Raw genomic sequence first — 17,833 nt, 5'->3', positions numbered from 1 at the left:
CCTCAGGATTCCTGGGAATCCTGTGAGATCGTCGGTCCGGCAATCTGCGGTTTTGCCCGCATCAAGCCTTCCAGTGCCTGGCGATACTGAGTACCGCCCAGGCTCATGCTGTTGTTGTGCGTCCCACCGGGGATCAGCAACAGGCGTTTCGGTTGGTTGGCGGCATTGAACAATTGCTGGCTGAACCGCGATGGCATGAACGGATCAGCCAGGCCATGGACCACCAGTAACGGCATGTCGATGTCGACGATCTTGTCGATGGAATCGAATTTCTGCGACAGCAACCAGCGCACCGGCAGCCAGTTCACCGGCAGGTTGTTGCCGGCCACTTCCGCCACGGCATCGCCCAGCGAGGTAAAGGTGGACTCGATCACCAGACCGCGTACGGGCACCGGGACGTGCTCCTTTTTCGCTTGGACGGCCAGATCTGCCGCCAGATCGATGGCCACCGCGCCACCCAATGAGTGGCCGTAGATCAAGCGTTTGCCGGCGTCCGGTTGCATCACGGTGAAACGCTCCCACGCCGCCCGGGCGTCTTCGTAGACGCTGGCTTCTGACGGCAGATCGCCTTTGCTCTGGCCGAAGCCTCGATAGTCGATCGCCAACACCGAATAGCCCATGGCGCGTAACTGCTCGATGCGGAAGGCCTGGCCGGTGAGGTTCCAGCGCACACCGTGCAGATAGAGAATCGACGGCGCATCTTTACGCGCCGCCGGCCACCACCAGGCATGCAGGTTCTGTCCGGCCTTGAAATCGGCAGGCTTGATGTCGAACTCCTGAACATCCTGCGGCAAGCCGCGATACCAGCCGGCCGTGCCCGGTTCGATGCGGAACAGCAACTCGCGTTCCTTGTACTTGAGCGCGCCGCAACTCACAGGCAGGCCGACGACCAGCGCGGCCATGCACAGCAGCGACAGCCAGCGTCGACGCAGACGAGTGAGAAGGGCAGAGGGCATCGGGTGATCCATGGGCACAGACATTAAGTTCGCGTTTTAGCAGATGTGTGTTTGGTCCGGGAATAATTTCGACCTGTGGGATCAGCCCACTCGTAACACAATCTTGCCGATGTGATCGCCGGCCTCCATTCGCGTATGGGCCAGCGCTGCATCGGCAAGCGGGTACACCTTGTCGATCATCGGCAGGCAGCGACCGGCAGCTAGCACCGGCCATACGTGCTCGCGCAGCTGTTGCGCGATCGCGGCTTTTTCTTCGCGGGTGCGCGAGCGCAGCAGTGAGCCGGTGACGATGGCGCGTTTGGCCATGATCGCCAGCAGGTCGACGTCCTTGGCCACCGCGCCGCCGAGGAACCCCAGCATCACCAGCCGACCTTCCATGCCCAATGCCGCGATATTCTGATTCAGGTACGAACCGCCCATGATGTCGAGCACGACATCGACGCCGCGGCCCGCGGTTTTTTCCGCAATGACCTGGGCGAAGTCCTGCTCGCGGTAATTGATCGCTTCGGCCCCCAGTTGGCCAATCACTGCACATTTGTCTGCGCTGCCCGCGGTTGCGAAGGCCTCGATGCCGAACTCGCGGCAGAGCATCAGCGCGGTGGTGCCGATGCCGCTGGTGCCACCGTGAATCAACGCACGCAGACCTTTGCGTGCGCCGCCCATTTCGAACAGGTTGGCCCATACGGTGAAGAACGTCTCCGGAATTGCCGCAGCCTGTACCCAGTCCATGCCTGTGGGAATCGGCAACGTCTGGCTGGCCGGAACCACGCAATACTGCGCGTACCCGCCGCCATTGGTCAGCGCACAGACTTTGTCGCCGACGACGAAGTCAATGACACCGGCGCCGACGGCCACCACTTCACCGGCCACTTCCAGCCCCGGGATCGGGTTCATGCCGGGTTTCATCGGATATTTACCGGCGCGTTGCAGCACATCCGGGCGATTGACCCCGGCGGCGTGCACGCGAATCAGCACTTCACCGGCACCCGCCGTGGGTACGGGCACCTGACGCGGTTGCAGAACTTCGGGGGCACCGGGTTGGGTGATTTCGATCTGGATCATGGTTTTAGGCAAACTCATTTCATATACCTCTGCGCAAAGTGTTCGATAAATGGGACCGCGCCTTGGCGCGCAGAATCAAAAGATCGCAGCCTCGTTTCACTCGACAGCTCCTACATGGAATGCGTATCCCAGTAGGAGCTGCCGAAGGCTGCGATCTTTTGATCTTCAAGGGTGGCTCATCGCAATGAGTGGATTACGACGGACCGGCAAACGCACCGCCAACTCCAGCAACAGCGCCACCACGATCGCCCCCGCCGCAATCACAAACATCAATCCATGATGCCCGCCGCTGGCGTTGAACAGCGCCGAGTAGGCGAACCCGGCGATGGCCTGGAAAGTGGCGAACGATACGGTGGCGCGGCTCCAGGCGATCTGTTGTTGATGATGTTCGGGGATCAGTTCATGAACCCGGGCCAACCCCAGCGGCACGATGCCTGGCGGGAACGAGCCGAGGATCACCGCCAGCAATGCCAGCGCCGCGAAAGCGCTGCAAATCGACAGCAGGCCGAGGGCAATGGCTTGCACCACCAGCACCAGGCGAATGCTCATCTGTGCCCCCAGTCGATCGGCCAAAAAGCCGTAGCTCACCGGCCCGAGAATGGCGCCGAGCCCATACATCACCCAGATCAGGCCGCCGATGTGTTGCCCGGCACCGAGCCCACGGGCCACGTAATCCACCAGGAACACCATGGCTGGCACTAGTCCGGCCGCCATGAGCGCGTATTGGGCAAACAGCAGGTAGACCTTCGGGTTGATCGACGTCGGCGTGGCATCGGCGAGCGTCGTCGTTGTATGGCTCGCTGCTGACGGCCAGCCGAACCAGCTTACTGCCGTCAGGATTAGCGCGAGGACGCCAAGGCCAAGCCAGGTTTGCTGCAAGCCAAGGCTCAGCAGCGGTGGCACGATCGTCCCCGACCCGGCGATGCCCAGCCCGATCCCGAGAAAGATCGCACCACTGGCCAGCCCTTTGCGCGACGCCGGAACGTGGGGCAGTACCGTTGCCGCCACCAGCACCATGATCGCGCCACCGGCAATGCCGGACAGCAGACGCCAGCCGAAAAACCAGCTCACCGACAGCGGAAAGGCACAAGCGAAAAACGCCAGCGTCACGGCGAGCATCATCAGACGCAATGCGGTTGTGTTAGACGTGCGTCGCGCCAGTGGATGACCGATCAGCGCGCCGATCAAGTAACCCACCAGGTTGGCGGCGCCGAGGTACACCACGTCGCTGGCGGAAAACCAGTGGGCCTGGATCAGCGAGGGAATCAACGGCGTGTAGGCAAAACGCGCCAGGCCGATACTGACCAGACTGGCGCACAGGCCGGCAAAGATCGGCAGCCAGATCCCTTGGCTTGAATTAGTGGAGGGGCTGAGCATGAACGCTCTCCTGTAGGAATTTCTCTGGCCCTCAGCTTATCCAGATCTCGCGTTGCAATAACGCAGCGATTTCGCGCTATCGTGATGCGTATATGCATCACTTGGAGAACCCTATGAATTGGGATGACGCACGGGTGTTTCTGGCGGTGTGTCGCGAGTCGACGCTCAGGGGGGCGGCACGGGTACTGGGGGTGGATCAGGCGACGGTCGGTCGGCGCATCACTGCGCTGGAAAAGTCGTTGAACGCGACGCTGTTTTTGCGTACTTCCGAGGGTTATGCACTGACGGCTGTCGGTGAAGCGGCGTTGAAAGCCGTGGAGAAAATGGAGCATTCGGCGCTGGAGCTGGAGCGACGTATTCAGGGGCTGGATGATCGGTTGACGGGCACCGTGCGCGTCACCACCACTGACTCACTGGCGATCGACTTCCTGATCCCGGCCATCGCCCGTCTACATCAGCAACACCCGGACGTGCGAGTGCAACTGGACGCCTCGACGCAAATCCTCAGCCTGGCCAAGCGCGAGGCCGACATCGCGGTGCGCAATACCCGGCCGGAAAACCCGGACCTGATCGCCCGGCGGATCGCTCGTTGGCCGTTGGGTTTGTTTGCTTCGCAAGCCTACGTCGACGCGCATGGCATCCCGGAACCCGGATCGGCGTTCGATGGGCATGATCTGGTGGTGTATCAGCCGTATTTGCAAAGTGGCAAGGACATGACGCTGGTCGGCGAGTCGCTGGGGCGCGGGCGGATTGTTTCGAGCCTGAGTTCCAGTTTGCTGGTGCGACGGTCCATTGCTGCGGGGATCGGAATCGGGGAGATTCCGCTATACGTGGGGGAGAGGGACGGGCTGGTCAGGCTGTGGCCGGAACGTACGCGACCGATGCCGTATGACGTGTGGCTGGTGACCCATGCGGACCTGCGGCATACCGCGAGGGTGCGAGCGGTGATTGACGAGATTGTGGCGGGGTTTTCCGGTACCGGTGAATAAAGATCGCAGCCTCGTTTCACTCGACAGCTCCTACAAAAATTGGTGAGAACCTGTAGGAGCTGTCGAGCGAAGCGAGGCTGCGATCTTTTCGGTTACGGCATTTCCGGCAACTCTTGCGGGCGCAGGTCGAACACCAACACTTCGGCATCCACACCGTTGCTCAACGTCAGCACCTGTTCCTTGCGAACCCGCACACCATCGCCTTCCTGCAACGGCTGGCCGTTGAGTTCGACACTGCCCCGCGCCACATGCACGTAGGCGTAGCGGTCGGCGGCCAGTTCCAGGGTGGCGCTTTCCTTGCCGTCGATCAGGGCGGCATATACCCGTGCATCCTGACGAACCTTCAGCGAACCCTTGGCGCCGTCGGGCGAGATGATCAGTTGCAGGCGACCGCGTTTTTTCTGCGTGCTGAAGTGCTCTTGCTGATAGCGAGGTTTGGCGCCACTGACTTCCGGCACGATCCAGATTTGCAGGAAGTGCACCGGGCGTTTGTCCGAGTGGTTGTATTCACTGTGCGCCACGCCACTGCCGGCACTCATCAACTGCACGTCGCCGGGACGGATCACCGAGCCGGTGCCCAGGGTGTCCTTGTGTTCCAGCGCACCTTCGAGCACATAGGAAAAAATCTCCATGTCGCGGTGCGGGTGCTGGCCGAAACCTTTGCCGGCGGCGACGCGGTCATCGTTGATCACCAGCAGGTCGGAAAAACCCTGTTCTTTCGGGTTGCGGTAGTTGGCGAAGGAAAAGGTGTGGAACGACTTCAACCAGCCATGGTTGGCCATGCCACGATCAGAAGCTTTGCGAAGGGTCAGCATGATGGATTCTCCTGCGGGGACGTTGATTCGTCCGAGTGAGGAGAAGGTTAATGGTTACTGGTTGGTGCAATAAGTAGATGAAAATTGAAATACTGTCTCGTTCAAGTTGACAGTAATGGGCGGACGACGTTGATCGCGCATTTGGACATAATGCTCAGCATGCAAAACTTGTAGGAGCTGAGCTTGCTCGCGATAGCGGTCTTGAATTTAGTGGAGATGGTGGATGTGAAACCGCTATCGCGAGCAAGCTCGGCTCCTACAGGGACCGAGGTTCTTTTCTTATGATTCCAGTGATGTCCAACCCATGAAAACCGTGGCAATGGTGCTGTTCCCCAACTTCCTCCTGCTCGACATGGCCGGGCCGATGGAGGTGTTTTCCATCGCCAACCGTTACCTGAAACCCGACGATCACTATGTGCTGTCGACCATCGGCACCGAGCCCGGTGCGCTGCGGGCGTCCAACGGGGTGAGCGTGCATGCCGATGTGCACATCGATCAGGCCTGCGACGGCTATGACCTGTTGCTGGTGCCCGGTGGTCCCGGTGCCTACAACGAAAACCATCCGCCGCTGCTCGACTGGCTCAGGCACAACGTCGGCCGGTCCGCCGGATATGGCTCGATCTGCACCGGGGCCTTCGTGTTGGGGCATGCGGGGTTGCTCGACGGCTATCGCGTGACCACGCACTGGCATTACACCGAGCGGCTGATCAAGGCGTTCCCGACGGCCACCGTCGAGACTGACCAGATTTTCATTCAGGACCGCAACCTGATCACCTCCGGCGGCGTCACGGCCGGGATCGACCTGGCGTTGTCGGTGGTCGCCCGGGACCATGGCAAGAAAGTCGCCCAGGACGTGGCGAAAGTATTGTTGGTGGTGATGAAACGCCAGGGTGGCCAGGCGCAGTTCAGTCCGTTGATGGCGGCGGTGGCGCCTCACGAAACGGCGATCACCCGGGTGCAGAACCATGTGCTCGAACGCCTCGACGAAACCTTCGGCATCGAACGCATGGCAGGTCTGGCTGCGATGAGCCCGCGTCACTTCGCCAGGGTCTTCGCCCGTGAAGTGGGCATGACGCCCATGGAGTTCCTGCAAAGTGCGCGCATCGATAGCGCCCGCAACCTGCTGGAAACAACGGAGTTGCCACTCAAGACCGTGGCCTTCAAGAGCGGCTTCGGCAGCGTGCGGCATATGCGCTTTTTGTTCAGTGAAAAACTCGGCCTGACCCCGACCCAGTACCGCGAGCAGTTCAGCTAGCGCCCTTGGCCGTTGTGCGCACCGTTATGGCCGGTACGCTCCCCCCGTGGCAGTTGTACCGTCACCGAGGCCTGCCAAGATAGCCGAGAACTCATTGCAAGGAAGGTACGGAGCCTGGATGGACTCGCGTGCCGAGCAGGCTCCCGGCGGGTGAACGTGCATGAACAGCATTAGAGACTTACACAGCGACACGGTGCTGCGCTTCGGCCCCTACGCATTCCACCTGAATCAGCGACTGGTTCTGGAAGGCGATCAACCGCTGCGGCTGGGCGGAAGGGCGCTGGATATCTTGCAGGTGCTGGTCGAGCACGCGGGCTCGGTGGTCAGCAAAGAGGAACTGATCGCACAGGTCTGGCCGCGCTCGGTGGTCGAGGAGATCAACCTGCGGGTGCACATTGCCGCCCTGCGGCGGGCCTTTCGCGACGGGCAGAACGGCCATTGCTACATCGTCAACATTCCCCAGCGCGGTTACAGCTTTGTCGCGCCGGTACAGCAGGCATCGGAGCTCACGCCGATCTCGCTCGAAAACCTGCACAAACCCCAACACAACCTGCCGGCGCGGCTGACCCCGGTCACCGGGCGCGATGCGCTGGTCGGCAGTCTCGTGCGCCAGTTGCCGGTACGGCGCTTCATGACGCTGGTCGGGCCGTGCGGCATCGGCAAGACCACCGTCGCGCTGCGGGTCGGCGAATTGCTGTTACAGCATTATCGCGACGGCGTATGGCTGGTGGACCTGGCCACGATCGATGACCCTGCGCAGTTGGTCGATCATCTGACGCGCACCCTGGGATTGAACGTCGGCACCACCCTGGAGGCGCTCGGGCAATGGCATGCGCTGCTGATCCTCGATAACTGCGAACACTTGCTGGAACGCTGCCGGACCCTGATCGAAGCGCTGCTGGCCTCGGCGCCACGCTTGTCGATTCTGGTCACCAGCCGCGAGCCGCTGCGGGCGACCGGCGAAACACTCCTGCCGTTGCCGCCGCTGGTGGTGCCGCCCGTCTCGGCGTTACGCAGCATCGACGAGTTCATGGGGTATTCGGCGGTGCAGCTGTTCGTCAGCCGCGCCCGGGCCCGTCAGCAAGGGTTTGCTCTGCGCGAACAGGACCTCAAGGCTGTACGCGAAATCTGTCGACGGCTCGATGGTTTGCCCCTGGCGATCGAGCTGGCGGCGGCGCAGATCGATGCGCTGGCGCTGGTGGGGTTGCAAGCGCAACTGGACAACTGTTTTCAACTGCTGACCCAGGGTCGGCGCACGGCCGTCCCGCGACACCAGACCCTCAAGGCCGCTCTCGACTGGAGCTACGAACGGCTGAGCCCGGCTGAGCAAACCGTGTTGCAGCGTCTGGCGGTGTTCAAGTCGGCGTTCACCCTGGACGCGGCGATGGGCGTGGTCAGTTGCGCCACATTGCTGCCCGCGAACCTGACCCGCGTGATGGACAGTCTTGTGCTCAAGTCGCTGTTGTCACTGGAGCAAGGCAACGGCGTGAGTCGGTTCCGCTTCCTTAACACCACGCGCAATTATGCCCTGGAAAAACTCGAACACAGTGGCGCTTTGCGCACGATTGAAATGCGCTACGCCGGTTACATCAGCCATACGCAGCGACCGTCAGACCGGCACGTCGCTTTGTAACTCATCAAGCAAGCGCCATACGGCCTTCAAGTCGGGCGTGGCATGACCTTCGGTGAAGCGCTGGTAGATCGGCGCCAGTAGCGTATGGGCCTGGCGGTAGCGGCCCTGACGCTGCCAAAGTCGCGCCAGCGAAGTGGCGCTGCGCAGTTCCCAGGCCAGTGCGCCCTGGGATTTCGCCACGTTGATTGCCTTGATCAGCACGGTTTCGGCGACGCAGTTTTTTACCGGGCAATCGGCAGCCAATAACACATCGGCGCGAGCCCGCAGAATCTCTGCGGTGCTCCAGCCGGCGGCGCCGCTGTCGGCGCGTTGCAGCAGATCATCATCGACGAACGCGGTATCCAGCGTGACCATGATTTCCTTGATCAGGCCGACTCCCGGATGGCGCGGCGCAGCGGCACGATCAATGACCTGCGCGTAGTGTTGCGCCCAGTTGTAGAACAACTGCACCGAGTGTTTCTGTGCCTGCTCCAGCAGCAACTGCAACAATTCGCGGGCAGTGCGGGTATTGCCGTTGTAGTGGGCGATCAGGCAACCCGCGAGCGCCAGGGTGTAGCAGATCGAGGTGCCATGGTTGATCTGCAGGGCAACGTCCAATGCCTGGCGGGCCGTGCGCCAGGCCTGTTCCGGTTGGCCGCGCAGCCAGAGGATGCGCGCGAGGATGGTCAGGGCGGCGACGCTCTGGTCGTATTGCACGCCAAAGCCGTGGGTGAAACGGTTGAGATGGCCGCTGTGGGCCATGCGCTGGATCACTTCTTCGGCATTGAGCCGGGCGCGTTGCTGATCCCCGGCAAAATGCAGGGCCAGCACCCGCAGACGATGGGTGCTCAGCGACAGCACCGGGTCGCCATGCAGGCCCAAACGGTCGAATTGCTGGCTCTGTTCCAGTGCCATTTGATAATGGCCGCAGCTGAGGTTGACCGCCATGTGCCCGGAGACGGCGCGCAGTTCGCCGACCACGTCATTGCACTCTTTGGCCAGGGTTCTGGCGGTGACGAAAGCGCCGATGGTTTCAGCGCTGCCGCCCTGGGAGTGGTAGCAGGCACTGCCGAGGGCCAGTTTCAGGGACATTTTCAAACGCGGGCAAGGCTCGGCGGCCGAATCGAGCAGGGCCAGGGCCTTGCGCACGTAACCACCGTGTTCGCGAAGCAATGACAGTTCTTGCCACAGCGGTGTGGAGGCCGCCGTCAGCTGGATCGCCAGCGCCTGCGGTCCCCGCGCATTCAAGCCCCAATCGAGGGCCGCGCGAATGTCCTCCAGGCCTCGGGCATAACGCTCGATCCACAGCGCTGTCGGAATCAACTCCCAATCGTGTTGCGCTTGCTGCATCAGCGTCAGGCAACGCTGGGCGTGGCGTTCCCGGGTGCCGGGCAGTTCGGTGGCCTGTTCGAGTTTTTCCAGGGCATAGCTGCGCGTGGTGTCGAGCAGGCGGTAGAACACGTCTTCGTCGCCAACGTCCACGCTCAACAGGGATTTGGCCACCAGTTGCGTGATCGAACCAAACACCTCGCCGGGCTCGATGTGTTCGCCGACGATCACCGCAGCGGCTGACGCCAGGGTAAAGCCACCGCGGAACACGCCCAGTCGGCGCAAGCAGGTCTGTTCGCAGGCGTTGAGCAGTTCGAAGCTCCAGTCCAGCGTGGCGTGCAGCGTTTGATGGCGGGCGAGGGTCGTCTGGCTGCTGTGGGTGAGCAGGCGAAAACTGTCATGCAGTTGCGCGAGCAAACCGTCGAGGCCAAGGCTGGCGACTTGCGCGGCGGCCAGTTCCAGCGCCAGCGGAATCCCGTCGAGGCGCCGGCAGATGTCGATCAGCAGCGGTAATTGGGCATCGTGCAGTTCGAAGCTGTCATGACTGGCCATGGCTCGCTCAACGAACAACTGCAACGCGGAAAAACTCAAGGCCTGGGCGCGGTCCAGCACGGCAATCGGAGGAGGGCAGTCCAGCGATTCCAGACGCTGAACGAATTCGCCCTCGGCCCGCAGGCTCTCACGGCTGGTGGCCAGAATGTGCACGTGCGGCGCGCCACGCAGCAGGTTTTCACACAGCAGCGCCACGCTGTCGATCAGGTGTTCGCAATTATCGATGACCAGCAGCAGCTGTCGCTCGCGCAGGAACAGGGCGAGTCCACTCAGCGGTTCGTTGCCGTGCAGAGACAGGCCCAGCAGCGTAGCCAAGTGACCGCTGATCATCATCGGATCGTTGATCGGCGCCAGGTCCAGCAGGCGAATGCCGTCGCGGTAGCGGCCGATCAGTTGTTCAGCGACGCGCAGGGCCACGGTAGTCTTGCCGATGCCGCCTGGGCCGACCAGGGTGATGAAGCGCTGGCGCGGCAGTTGCGTCACCAGATTGTCGACCAGCGCCTGGCGGCCGATCAGCCGGGTATGACGCACGGGCAGGTTGTGACCGTTCGATTCAATCGGGTCGCCTGCCGGGTGCTGTTCGACGTGTTCCAGCGAGTAAGGCGCGACAAAGCTGTAACCGCGCTGGGCCACGGTGACGATGTAGCGCTGCCCGGCCTGGCCGTCGCCGAGAGCCTTGCGCAGGGCCGCCATGTGCACCCGCAGGTTGATTTCTTCGACTACGCTGTCAGGCCAGACTTCGGCGATCAGTTGCTGCTTGCTGACCACGTTCCCGGCGTGTTCCAGCAGGATCAACAGGATGTCCATGGCCCGTCGACCCAGGCGCAGGGGCTGGTCGGCCTCCATCACCAGGCGCTGTCCGGGGTAGATCCTGTAGGGGCCGAAATGCACAGCCTGTTCGAGGGCAAGGGTCAACGGGTCACTCCTGGTTGCATCCGTCTGGATCGCGGTTTTCGCGCATGTTCCTCAGGTTTTTTACCGAGCGCAATGCAGTGGCCGGCTGACTGCCGGGTGTTCGCTGCGACTGCCGGTTTCCCAGCATAGTCGGTGGGTTGCGTATTTGTTGGGCGCGGCGTCGGAAAAGGGACGGGAAGGGCTTTTGGTGCGTCAGGGAAAATTAACAACGTTTAACTCGTCGTGCGTCCGGTCCAGGCCCAAAACTCTGCTCCTACAGCAGGTTTAACCCATCGCAAGGACACCGGGATGAGCAACGTGGTGGTGATCTATCACAGTGGCTACGGGCACACCCGGGTCTTGGCCGAAGCCGTGGCCCAGGGTGTGCAACGACACCCCGGCAGCATCTGCCGGCTGATTGCGGTCGAGGATGTCGACGAACACTGGGACCACCTGCACCACGCTGACGCGATCATTTTCGGTGCGCCGACCTACATGGGCAGTGCCTCGGCCGCCTTCAAGGCATTCATGGAAGCGACGGCGTCCTTCTACCTGGCGCAACCGTGGCGCGACAAACTGGCCGCCGGCTTCACCAATTCCGGCTGCCTGTGCGGCGACAAGCTCAACACCTTGCAGCAGATGGCGGTGTTCGCCGCTCAGCATTCGATGATCTGGGTCGGGCTCGACGTGCTGCCGGCACGCTCAGCCACCGGGCTGTTCGACGGGCAAATGAACCGGCTCGGCAGCTCGCTGGGCGCCATGGCCCAGTCCAACGTCGAGCAGTCTCCCGATTTCGCCCCGCCCTTTGAGGACCGCTGCACCGCTGCGCACCTGGGCGAGCGGGTCGCGCGACTGGCCGAGCGAATGCGCCGCACAGCCGATTGATTCACCCCCAACCCCCACGTTAAGGAGCACGTCCCATGAGCACGTTCACCACCCGCGATGGCACCGAGATTTACTACAAGGACTGGGGCACCGGTCAGCCGATCGTCTTCAGTCACGGCTGGCCGCTGAATGCCGACAGTTGGGAATCGCAGATGATCTTCCTCGCCGACCAGGGTTACCGGGTCATCGCCCACGACCGTCGCGGCCATGGTCGTTCCAGCCAGCCGTGGTCGGGCAACGACATGGACCATTACGCCGACGATCTGGCGCAGTTGATCGAACGGCTCGATCTGCAAGACGCCGTGCTGTTCGGTTTCTCCACCGGTGGCGGCGAAGTGGCGCGTTACATCGGTCGTCACGGCACCAGCCGTGTGGCCAAGGTCGGGCTGATTTCCGCAGTGCCGCCGCTGATGCTCAAGACCGCAGCCAACCCCGGCGGCCTGCCTGTCGAAGTATTCGACGGCATTCGCCAGGCATCGCTGGTAGACCGCTCGCAGTTGTACATCGACCTCGCCAGCGGTCCGTTCTTCGGCTTCAACAAACCGGGTGCCAAACCGTCCCAGGGCATGATCGACTGGTTCTGGATGCAAGGCATGATGGCCGGCCACAAGAACGCTTATGACTGCATCAAGGCGTTCTCGGAAACCGACTTCACGGAAGACCTGAAAAAGTTCGACATCCCCACGCTGGTGGTCCATGGCGACGCCGATCAAGTGGTGCCATATGAAGCGGCGGGCATCGCTTCGGCAGGATTGGTGAAAGGTTCTACGCTGAAGGTCTACCCCGGTGCGCCCCATGGCTTGACTGATACCCACAAGGATCAGCTCAACGCCGATCTACTGGCGTTCCTCAAGGGTTGATGCGCCTCGGCGCGGGCGTAGATCCGCGCCGGTTTTCGCTCCTGATGAGCTGTAACCGTCGAGAACCTGACCATGAAGAAGCTGACCAACGCCACCGGCGCCCCGGTGGCCGACAACCTCAACATCCAGACCGCGGGCCCGCGCGGTCCGGCGCTGTTGCAAGACATCTGGTTGCTGGAAAAACTCGCGCATTTCGACCGTGAATTGATCCCCGAACGCCGCATGCACGCCAAGGGATCGGGCGCCTATGGCACCTTCACGGTGACCAATGACATTACTCGATACACAAAAGCCGACATTTTCAGCTCAGTGGGCAAGCAGACCCCGCTGTTCGTGCGTTTTTCCTCGGTGGCCGGTGAACGTGGCGCCGCTGACGCCGAGCGCGACATCCGTGGTTTCGCGGTGAAGTTCTACACCGACGAAGGCAACTGGGACATCGTCGGCAACAACACCCCGGTGTTTTTCTTCCGTGACCCGCTGCGTTTTTCCGACCTCAACCACGTGGTCAAGCGCGACCCGCGCACCGGCCTGCGCAACGCCACCAGCAACTGGGACTTCTGGACCCTGCTGCCCGAGGCGCTGCATCAGGTGACCATCGTCATGAGCGATCGCGGAATTCCCACCAGCTTCCGCCACATGCACGGCTTCGGCAGTCATACCTTCAGCCTGATCGACCGCGACAACCAGCGGGTGTGGGTGAAGTTTCATTTCGTCTGCCAGCAAGGCATCGAAAACCTGTCGGATGCCGAGGCGGCGGTGGTGGTCGGCAAGGACCGTGAAAGCAATCTGCGGGATTTGTACGAGAGCATCGAACACGGGCATTTCCCGCAATGGAAACTGTGCATCCAGGTGATGGAAGAAGCACAGGCCAACACCTATCGGCACAACCCGTTCGACTTGACCAAGGTCTGGCCGCATGGCGAGTTCCCGCTGATCGAAGTCGGCACCATGGAACTCAATCGCAACGCCGAGAACCACTTCGCCGAAATCGAACAAGCGGCGTTTTCCCCGGCCAACGTGGTGCCCGGTGTCAGCTTCTCGCCGGACCGCATGCTCCAGGCGCGGCTGTTTTCCTATGGTGATGCCCAGCGCTATCGCCTCGGGGTGAACTTCAATCACATCCCGGTCAACGCCCCGCGCTGTCCGCACCACAGCTATCACCGCGACGGCGCCATGCGCACAGACGGCAACCTCGGTGGCACGGCCAGTTACTTCCCGAACAGCGTCGGCGAATGGGAGGATTCCAAGGAGTTGTCCGAACCGCCGTTGCCGCTGGAAGGCTTTGCCCAGCACTACGACCATCGGCTGGAAGAGGACCACTACGAACAACCCGGCAACCTGTTCCGTTTGCTGGACCCGGCGCGCCAGCAGTTGTTGTTCGAGAACACCGCACGGGCCATGAACGGCGTACCGCAATTGATCCGCCAGCGGCATATCGACAACTGCACCAAGGCTGACCCGGCTTATGGGCGCGGGGTGGCCGAAGCGCTGGAGCGGCTGATGCCGTTGGGCTGAGGACTGTAAGATCAAAAGATCGCAGCCTGCGGCAGCTCCTACGGGTGTACGTATTGCCTTGTAGGAGCTGCCGCAGGCTGCGATCTTTTGCTTTTTACGTCCCGCATGACCCGGCACCGCCAGGCAAACGGATTAATGCCCTCGCTGCGGGTAAACATGTGGCAGAAGTGCGCCTGATCACAGAAGCCGCACTCCAGGCTGATTTGCGTGAGGCTGTGGTCCGTGTGCTGGATCAACAGCTTGGCGCGGGCGATGCGTTGCTGGCGAATCCACTCCTGAGGCGAGAGGCCGGTGCTGGATTTGAAGGCGCGGGAGAAATGGCTGCGGGAGAGGGCGCAAGCCTGGGCCAGTTCGGTCACCTCCAGGCTGTCGCCGAGGCGTTCGAGGATCAGTTGTTTCACCAACCGTTCGCGCTGGGGGCTGAGGCCGCCGGCGCTTTTTTTTGGCGCTTCGGTGACTGTCGCGCGGGCGGCGTTTTGCTGGAAATGAGCCATGGCAAATGTCCGTGTCGGTAGGCTTCATTCTTGAATCCGAAGGCTCTGGCATGCGAGTTAAACGTTGTTAATTCCATGGTGGGTGCGGGCAGTCTTGAGTAAAGTCAGACACAATCGTCAGCCTCGCGCCTGGCTCAATACACAAGGAACCCGTGCCTATGAACCGAAACGATCTGCGCCGCGTCGACATGAATCTGCTGGTGATTTTCGAGGCGCTGATGTTCGAAAAGAACCTGACCCGCGTCGCGGAAAAACTGTTCATGGGCCAGCCGGCGGTGAGTGCTGCCCTCGGCCGGTTACGCGATCTGTTTGATGATCCGTTGCTGTTGCGCAATGGCCGCGCCATGGAGCCTACGGCCCGGGCGCTGGCGATTCTCAGGGAGCTGCAACCGGCGATGGACGTGATTTCCGGGGCGGTCAGCCGGGCCAAGGAATTCGATCCGACCACCAGCTGCGATGTGTTTCGCATCGGTCTGTCGGACGATGCCGAGTTCGGTTTGTTTCCGCCGTTGTTGCGCCAATTGCAGGAAGAAGCGCCGGGGATCGTGGTGGTGGTGCGTCGCGCCAACTACCTGCTGATGCCGGCGTTGCTGGCGTCCGGGGAGATCTCCGTGGGCGTGAGCTACACCACCGATTTGCCGGCGAATGCCAAGCGCAAGAAGCTGCGCGACATTCCGTGCAAAGTGTTGCGTGGCGACACCCGGCCGGGGCCGCTGACGCTGGACGAATACTGTGAACGACCGCATGCGATGGTGTCGTTTTCCGGTGATCTGAGCGGCAACATCGACCTGGACCTCGCCAAGGTCGGGCGTCGCCGCCGCGTGGTGCTCGGCGTGCCGCAGTTCAGCGGCTTGCGCGCATTGCTCGCCGGGACCGAGATGATTGCCACGGTGCCGGATTATGCGGCGTGTGCATTGGTGGAAGGGTGTGGCTTGCGCGCTGAAGATCCGCCGTTCGAGATTGAGGCGGCGCAGTTGTCGATGGCCTGGAGCGGGGTGCACGACAATGATCCGGCGGAGCGCTGGTTGCGCTCGCGCATCAGTCAGTTCATGTCGGTGTCGCTGGAGATTCCTGAGCCTGCCTGACTCTGCCTGAGTGTTCCCGATTCCCTCCGTCGCCACTCGAGCTTGCGCAGCCTTGCGTTCAAATCATTCCGTGAACGCAAACAAAAACCGACACCGCCGGTCAACTAATTACAAAGCTTCCTAACTATTACGTTGACATTGGCTGCCTAGGCAGTAACATCTCGACATACATTCACTGCCTAGGCAGCTAATTGGTGTTCAGATGAAACATTTCACGCCAGACGATTTCCACAATTGCCATCTCGGTCTCCTGCTCGGGCGCGCTGCGCTGCTCAAGGACCGCATCCTCGATACGCACATGGAACCGCACGGCATCACCGCCGCGCAGTTCAAGGTGCTGATCATCATGGCCCAGTACGGCGTCGATTCGCCGGGCGAGCTGTGTCGGCACCTGTCGCTGGACAGCGGTTCGATGACGCGCATGCTCGATCGTCTGGAACAGAAAGGCTTCCTCGCTCGCCAGCGCTCCGAGGCAGATCGCCGGCAGGTGCAGCTTGTGCTCACGCAAGAGGGGCAAAAACTGGCTGACCGCCTGCCGCACATCGGTGCCGAAGCCATGAATGAACTGGCCGGCGCCATCACTCCGGACGAGTTGAAGACCCTGGAGCTGATCCTCAAGAAAATTCTGCTGGCAGCCGGTGACTCGATCACCGTGCTGCGTCTGGGTGGCAACAATGAACAGTAAAACCCTGCGCACCGGTTTGAGCCTGGTGCTGTTGGCCATGAGCCTGGCCGGTTGCGCCAGCTACAGCGGCCTGACCACCGAAGGCGTCAGCCTCGATGCGAAAAACCTCAAGGCCGGGCAATCCCTCAGCGGCGTGACGTTGTCGCCGGCGGCATGGCCGAAAAGCGACTGGTGGAAAAACCTCGGCGATCCGCAGCTCGACGGCCTGATCCGCGAAGCCCTGCACGACAGCCCCGACATGCAGATCGCCGATGCCCGTGCCCATCAGGCCAGCGCCGCCGCGTACGCCGCCGATGCCGCGCGGATGCCGACCCTCGATGCCAGCGCCGGTGTCAGCCGTTCGCGTCTGGCCAAGGATCAGGACCCTCTGGGGCAGGGCGACAACTACGCCACCGTGCGCAGCATCGGTGCCAGTTTCAATTACAACTTCGATCTCTGGGGCGGTCAGCGTGACGCCTGGGAAGCCGCATTGGGCGAAGCCCGTGCTGCGGAAGTCGATCAAAAGGCTGCGCAGCTGACCTTGTCCGCCGACGTGGCTCGCGCTTACAGCGATCTTGGGCAGGCTTACATCGTCCACGACCTGTCCGCCGAAGACCTCAATCGCACCAAACAAATGCTCGACTTGAGCCAGCGTCGCCTGAGCGCCGGGATCGACAGCCAGTACCAGTTCCAGCAAACCGAAAGCCTGGAAGCCACGTCCGAAGCCAACCTGATCGACGCCGAAAAACGCCTGCAAAGCGCCAGGATAGCGCTGGCCGTGCTGCTCGGCAAAGGCCCCGATCGCGGCAATGAAATCGTCCGGCCGAACATTCTCAAGCCGGGCGCCGTGGCGTTGCCGTCGGTGCTGCCGGCCGAGCTGCTCGGTCGTCGTCCGGATCTGGTCGCCGCGCGCTGGCGGGTCGAGGCGGCGAGCAAGAATATCGACGCCGGTAAAACGCAGTTCTATCCGAACTTGAACCTCAGCGCGGCGGCAGGTGCCGAATCATTGTTGGGCGATGCGATGTTCGGTTCGGCCAGTCGTTTCTTCAATGTCGCGCCGACCATTTCCGTGCCGATTTTCGACGGTGGCCGCCTGCGCGCCGACCTCGATTCCCGCGACGCCGACTATGACTTGGCGGTGGCGCAGTACAACAAAAGCCTGGTCAAGGCGTTGGGCGATGTCAGTGACAGCATCAACCAGTTGCGTGATATCGGTCGGCAAATCGCTGCCCAGCAGCACGCCACCGACATTGCCCAGGATTCATACAACACCGTGGTCCAACGGTACGGTTCCGGCATCGGCAACTACCTGGACGTGCTCAGCATCGAGCAGCAATTGCTTCAGGCCCAGCGTCAGCTGGCCAACCTGAATGCCGAGCAGATCGACCTGTCGATCCAACTGATACAGGCGCTGGGTGGCGGCTTCCAGCCTGAGGCCATTGCCTCGGCCGACGCCGCTCCAGCCACGCTGACCCACTAATTCAAGGTA

Annotated in this window: 15 protein-coding genes; 9 read left to right on the top strand and 6 right to left on the bottom strand. The window is 61.9% G+C overall.

Annotated elements, in window-relative coordinates:
• Positions 1-2: 2 nt before the first annotated feature.
• The 3 genes from ACM110_RS14025 to ACM110_RS14015 form a co-directional block, all read right to left on the bottom strand.
• Positions 3-956, bottom strand: a complete 954-nt coding sequence (locus tag ACM110_RS14025) for an alpha/beta hydrolase (RefSeq protein WP_416128214.1) — start codon at positions 954-956, stop codon at positions 3-5.
• An 81-nt stretch (positions 957-1,037) separates the two neighbouring features.
• Entirely contained in the window at positions 1,038-2,036 is a 999-nt protein-coding gene (locus tag ACM110_RS14020) for an NAD(P)H-quinone oxidoreductase (RefSeq protein WP_416128213.1), read from the bottom strand.
• A 147-nt stretch (positions 2,037-2,183) separates the two neighbouring features.
• Positions 2,184-3,395, bottom strand: a complete 1,212-nt coding sequence (locus ACM110_RS14015) for a YbfB/YjiJ family MFS transporter (protein WP_416128212.1) — start codon at positions 3,393-3,395, stop codon at positions 2,184-2,186.
• Between the two features lie 113 nt (positions 3,396-3,508).
• Here ACM110_RS14015 and ACM110_RS14010 point away from each other — a divergent pair, with 113 nt between their 5' ends.
• Positions 3,509-4,384 (top strand): LysR family transcriptional regulator, encoded by an 876-nt coding sequence (locus tag ACM110_RS14010; protein WP_416128211.1) that lies wholly within the window; start codon positions 3,509-3,511, stop codon positions 4,382-4,384.
• Between the two features lie 92 nt (positions 4,385-4,476).
• Here ACM110_RS14010 and ACM110_RS14005 read toward each other — a convergent pair whose 3' ends face one another.
• Positions 4,477-5,199, bottom strand: coding sequence for a pirin family protein (locus ACM110_RS14005; RefSeq protein ID WP_416128210.1), 723 nt, complete (start codon positions 5,197-5,199; stop codon positions 4,477-4,479).
• Positions 5,200-5,503: 304 nt separating this feature from the next.
• Between ACM110_RS14005 and ACM110_RS14000 the strand changes: the two genes are divergently transcribed.
• The gene (locus tag ACM110_RS14000; protein WP_416128209.1) at positions 5,504-6,454 is read left to right on the top strand and encodes a GlxA family transcriptional regulator; all 951 of its coding nucleotides are present in this window, start codon (positions 5,504-5,506) and stop codon (positions 6,452-6,454) included.
• 160 nt (positions 6,455-6,614) lie between these two features.
• Positions 6,615-8,087, top strand: coding sequence for an ATP-binding protein (locus tag ACM110_RS13995; RefSeq protein ID WP_416128208.1), 1,473 nt, complete (start codon positions 6,615-6,617; stop codon positions 8,085-8,087).
• Here ACM110_RS13995 and ACM110_RS13990 read toward each other — a convergent pair.
• Positions 8,064-10,862: an ATP-binding protein gene (locus ACM110_RS13990; RefSeq protein ID WP_416128207.1), complete on the bottom strand. Its 2,799-nt coding sequence runs from the start codon at positions 10,860-10,862 to the stop codon at positions 8,064-8,066. The genes ACM110_RS13995 and ACM110_RS13990 overlap by 24 nt on opposite strands.
• A 288-nt stretch (positions 10,863-11,150) precedes the next feature.
• Between ACM110_RS13990 and ACM110_RS13985 the strand changes: the two genes are divergently transcribed.
• The 3 genes from ACM110_RS13985 to ACM110_RS13975 all read left to right on the top strand — a co-directional run bounded on the left by ACM110_RS13985 (position 11,151) and on the right by ACM110_RS13975 (position 14,101).
• Complete coding sequence (locus tag ACM110_RS13985; RefSeq protein ID WP_416128206.1) at positions 11,151-11,726, top strand: flavodoxin family protein; 576 nt, start codon at positions 11,151-11,153, stop codon at positions 11,724-11,726.
• Positions 11,727-11,761: 35 nt separating this feature from the next.
• Positions 11,762-12,586, top strand: coding sequence for an alpha/beta hydrolase (locus ACM110_RS13980; RefSeq protein ID WP_338585970.1), 825 nt, complete (start codon positions 11,762-11,764; stop codon positions 12,584-12,586).
• A 72-nt stretch (positions 12,587-12,658) separates the two neighbouring features.
• The gene (locus ACM110_RS13975; RefSeq protein WP_416128205.1) at positions 12,659-14,101 is read left to right on the top strand and encodes a catalase; all 1,443 of its coding nucleotides are present in this window, start codon (positions 12,659-12,661) and stop codon (positions 14,099-14,101) included.
• Positions 14,102-14,139: 38 nt separating this feature from the next.
• Here the strand turns inward: ACM110_RS13975 and ACM110_RS13970 are convergent, their stop codons facing one another.
• The gene (locus ACM110_RS13970; protein WP_416128204.1) at positions 14,140-14,595 is read right to left on the bottom strand and encodes a helix-turn-helix domain-containing protein; all 456 of its coding nucleotides are present in this window, start codon (positions 14,593-14,595) and stop codon (positions 14,140-14,142) included.
• A gap of 158 nt (positions 14,596-14,753) precedes the next feature.
• Here ACM110_RS13970 and ACM110_RS13965 point away from each other — a divergent pair, with 158 nt between their 5' ends.
• From ACM110_RS13965 to ACM110_RS13955, 3 genes are all read left to right on the top strand, one after another.
• Positions 14,754-15,680: a LysR substrate-binding domain-containing protein gene (locus ACM110_RS13965; protein WP_416128203.1), complete on the top strand. Its 927-nt coding sequence runs from the start codon at positions 14,754-14,756 to the stop codon at positions 15,678-15,680.
• A 202-nt stretch (positions 15,681-15,882) separates the two neighbouring features.
• The gene (locus ACM110_RS13960) at positions 15,883-16,365 is read left to right on the top strand and encodes a MarR family winged helix-turn-helix transcriptional regulator (protein WP_416128202.1); all 483 of its coding nucleotides are present in this window, start codon (positions 15,883-15,885) and stop codon (positions 16,363-16,365) included.
• Positions 16,355-17,824, top strand: a complete 1,470-nt coding sequence (locus ACM110_RS13955; RefSeq protein WP_416128201.1) for an efflux transporter outer membrane subunit — start codon at positions 16,355-16,357, stop codon at positions 17,822-17,824. Before ACM110_RS13960 ends, ACM110_RS13955 begins: the two co-directional genes overlap by 11 nt.
• The last annotated feature ends 9 nt before the right edge of the window (positions 17,825-17,833 follow it).

It is taken from the genome of Pseudomonas sp. NFX98, assembly GCF_047784845.1.
Taxonomy (GTDB): domain Bacteria; phylum Pseudomonadota; class Gammaproteobacteria; order Pseudomonadales; family Pseudomonadaceae; genus Aquipseudomonas.
This window is presented reverse-complemented; position numbering and strand designations above follow the sequence as displayed.